Source organism: Fusibacter sp. (genome assembly GCF_057447755.1).
The window spans coordinates 1-3,608 of sequence record NZ_JBVBZF010000353.1; the positions used below are offsets into that span (position 1 = coordinate 1).

The window sequence follows — 3,608 nt, forward strand, 5'->3', positions numbered from 1 at the left end:
AGGCCTTCCACAGCCATATCAATGTCTTCTTGCTTAGGTACTTTCTCAATAAAACAAGTTTCGCCCAATTGTTCAATTTCTATTTGTGGCAACACGCTAGAAATTTCTGTTTCTGAATACTTCATACCCTTTATGAATTGACCTATGAAAACCTGTTTTCCCTGCAAGGCAGTTCTGATTGCCACACCAAATGCTGCTGTGGTTTTTCCCTTGCCATCACCTGTATAAACGTGAATATAACCTTTATCCATCATTGCCTCCATCGACTGCTATTTATGATGAGTCAACGTCTTAAGATGTTCAACATCTACCTTGTTCGCCGACTTGTTGATGATGTAAAAGCCATAATTGACTTTATCTTTTTCCATATAATCAATGGGTTGATCATCTAGTCTTAAAAATATGCCACCCGCTTCCTTAACGATGCATTCCACAGCACAAGTGTCCCATTTCATAGACCTACCAAAATTGTAATAGACGTCAAAGCTTCCATTCGCTATAAGACAGCCCTTCAAAGAACTCCCCATCTTGGTGATGGAGTCAATTTGGTCATTGTAAGCATACAATAAGCTCAAGGTTCTCTTAGACGGATGCGATCGACTGATTAACAAGCGATATGAGCTTGTGCGGTCTGAAACGTGTATACGTGTGGTTTGACCATCTTTGATTTGATAGGCCCCCTGTCCGCTGACACCATAGAACATGGTCTTTGTACAGGGAATATAAACGACTCCAACCAGTATTTTGCCATCCTGAACAAGGCCAATATTCACTGCAAACTCACCATTTTTTTTGACGAACTCCTTGGTCCCATCCAAGGGATCAATAATCCAAAATCTCTTTTGAGTAAATCTTGAATCGTCATCAATTGCCTCTTCTGTTAAAAATCCATCTTGAGGAAAGTGTGCCTTGAGAACAGACTCAATAATCGTATTAGATGCAATATCAGCTTCAGTAACAGGTGACTCATCTGCCTTATAACATACCTCAAAATTTTTTGCATAAATCTCGAGTATTTTGTTTCCAGCTTTTTCAGCGGCTTCAAGAGCTGCTTCTAATTCTATTTTATATTCCATAAGCCCATCCTAAAATTTATATACCAGGTTGTGATTAAGAAAAACAATCACCTTTTCAACTACAGGTTTATTAAGAATTGATTCAAGTGCCATTTCATAGGCGTCAAGTTGTATTTTATAACGATTTGCAACATTTTGCAAATCACTTTCTGCCACATAATCGGTCTTATAATCAATCAGCACAAGGCCTTGATCGGTTTCAAGATAAAGATCTATAATCCCCTGTATCAGTTGGTCCTCAACTTTTATGACAAAGGGCGTTTCTTTAAAATGTCTTTCTTGTCTAATTCTTATACCCAATTCTGACTTTAAAAATTGGCTTATTTTTGGAATTTCAATCCCTTTTGCTTCTTGCTCTGTTAAAAATCGTGCTGTCACAAGTGATTTTATAAAGACATCAAGATTTTCCAAGGTATACTCTTGTGCCAAATCGAGCTTTTCCAGCACTTTGTGCATTGCAGTTCCCTTTTCTGCAGGGGTGAGTTCAACCTCTCCCATTAAAAATTTAGGTGTTTGTGTCATAACGGGTGCCTTAAAGCGTTCATCTTTCTTTTTCAAATCTGATACTGCAATTTTTTGAGGCTTATAAGATTGATTAAGTCTTGGTATAGCCTTGTTAAGTACGTGATAAACTGGTGAATCAACAGGTGCCGTTTCAAAGGTCAAAGACCATCTTTCCTTTGATTTTTCATTGGATAAGGCCTCAGATGCCTCTAATGCCATCAAAGTTGCGGGGTCTATGATTTCACATTTTTCAGGATTAACACTCATAATCCAATCTATAAAACCACCTGCTGTTAATAAGTTGTAATAAGAGCAGCCACGTTGCCATTTGGCAATTCTCTTTTCAGCATCTGGAATAGTAGCAAATAGATAAAGTTGATCCACGGGTCTAGTCAATGCTACATATAGAACGCGCATCTCCTCAGACAGGGTTTCTAATTTTAATTGCTCCTTTAATAAATACTGCACCCATGACGTTGATTTTGCCCTCATTTCAACATCAACATAGGATAGGCCCATACCGATATGCTTGTGCATGATCAAGTCCCCATGCGTATCCATGAGGTTGAACTTTCGCCCCAGACCAGCAACCATAACTACTGGGAACTCCAATCCCTTTGACTTATGAATACTCATGAGTCTCACCACGTCATCAGCTTCTCCAATACTACTGGCTACGCCCATGTCACCACTGGTCTTTGATAATTGCTCATAAAATTGAACAAACAAGGTCAAGCTTACGATCTTGGAATTTTTAAATTGTGTTGCGCGTTCAATGAGCAGTTTTAAATTAGCTTGTCTTGAAACACCTCCTGGCATTACACTCACATAATTTAAAAATTGTGTATCCTTTAAAATCTTCAAAATGAGTTCATCTATTGGATTATAGGAAGCAAATTTGCGAATTGTCTCTAGTTGGGTCAAAAATAAGTTAATCTTATTTCTAAGCGCTTCACTTATGGCATCATGGCTCGTAGCAAGCTTCAATTGATCGTAGAAGTAGACCTCACTCTGGTAGTGGTTTCTAATGAATATAAGCTCGTCAATGGTAAAACGATACATTGGTGATCTTAAAACAGACATAATTGAAAGATCTTGATATGGATTATCCAGTATTTTCAGATAGTCCATCATTAATCTTATTTCCAAAGTATCAAAATACCCAGCGTTGCTCTCAGCATAAAAAGGGACCCCCTCTTCTGCAAAGACGCTATCAAAAGTCTCTTGCCAGGACCTAAAGCTCCTGATCAAGATGACAATATCTTTAAAACGACATGGTCTCCAAACTTGTTCCTTTGGGAAAAAGACAGGTTTACCAATGATTGCCTTGATCTGTCTTGCAATGGTTCTCGCTTCTATTTCATCCGTTTTTAAGTTGCCCAGGGAAAGGTCATCCAAATCATCATTTGATTCATCATCAAGTGCCAAGTCCCCATCACTCATATTCTCATTCCATTCACTTCCCATGGCCTTCTTGGAAATGACCTTAAGGGAAACAGATGGTCCATGGGCTTCATCAAAGGAGGCGCCTCCCACAAGATGGGCTGAAGCATCATAGTTGATTTCACCAAGTCTTTCAGACATCATATTTGAAAAAAGCGTATTTACTTCATCTAAAATTTCAGTTCGTGTTCTAAAATTCTTTTTTAAATCAATCCTAATTTGCTGTGGTCCTTGTAACTTCTCGTTTAGCTCATAAACGGTTTCGACGTCATATTTTTCGAGTACTTGATCATACTGGGAAAAAGTCTTGAATTTTTCTAAAAACAGGGCTGGCTCTGCCAGTCTGAACTTATAAATACTCTGCTTGACGTCCCCCACCATAAAAAGATTGTTAACCCCCTTGATGCGCCTTAAGATCGTCTCTTGAATACTGCTTGCGTCCTGATATTCATCCACAAAGAGAAATTCAAACTGTGACTGATAGGTCTCCGCTATAACGTCATCTTCTAAGATTTTAATGGCATAGTGCTCTAAATCATTAAAATCCAGAACATTTTTAGAGTTCTTTAAGGCCATAAAGACTTC

At 38.4% G+C, this 3,608-nt stretch carries 3 protein-coding genes; all 3 read right to left on the minus strand.

What is annotated here, in order from left to right:
* Nucleotides 1-251: cob(I)yrinic acid a,c-diamide adenosyltransferase (locus AC220I_RS20000; protein ID WP_486725630.1), on the minus strand; the 251-nt coding region annotated here is incomplete at its 3' end.
* An 18-nt stretch (nucleotides 252-269) separates the two neighbouring features.
* On the minus strand, nucleotides 270-1,076 hold the full coding sequence (gene cysQ / locus AC220I_RS20005) for a 3'(2'),5'-bisphosphate nucleotidase CysQ (RefSeq protein WP_486725631.1): 807 nt from the start codon (nucleotides 1,074-1,076) through the stop codon (nucleotides 270-272).
* 9 nt (nucleotides 1,077-1,085) lie between these two features.
* Nucleotides 1,086-3,608 (minus strand): 3'-5' exonuclease (locus AC220I_RS20010; protein WP_486725632.1); only part of this gene is annotated, 2,523 nt, incomplete at its 5' end.

Bases quoted from the DNA above. Each gene is read 5' to 3' on its own strand.
- cysQ (WP_486725631.1), bottom strand. From the start codon at position 1,076: ATGGAATATAAAATAGAATTAGAAGCAGCTCTTGAAGCCGCTGAAAAA.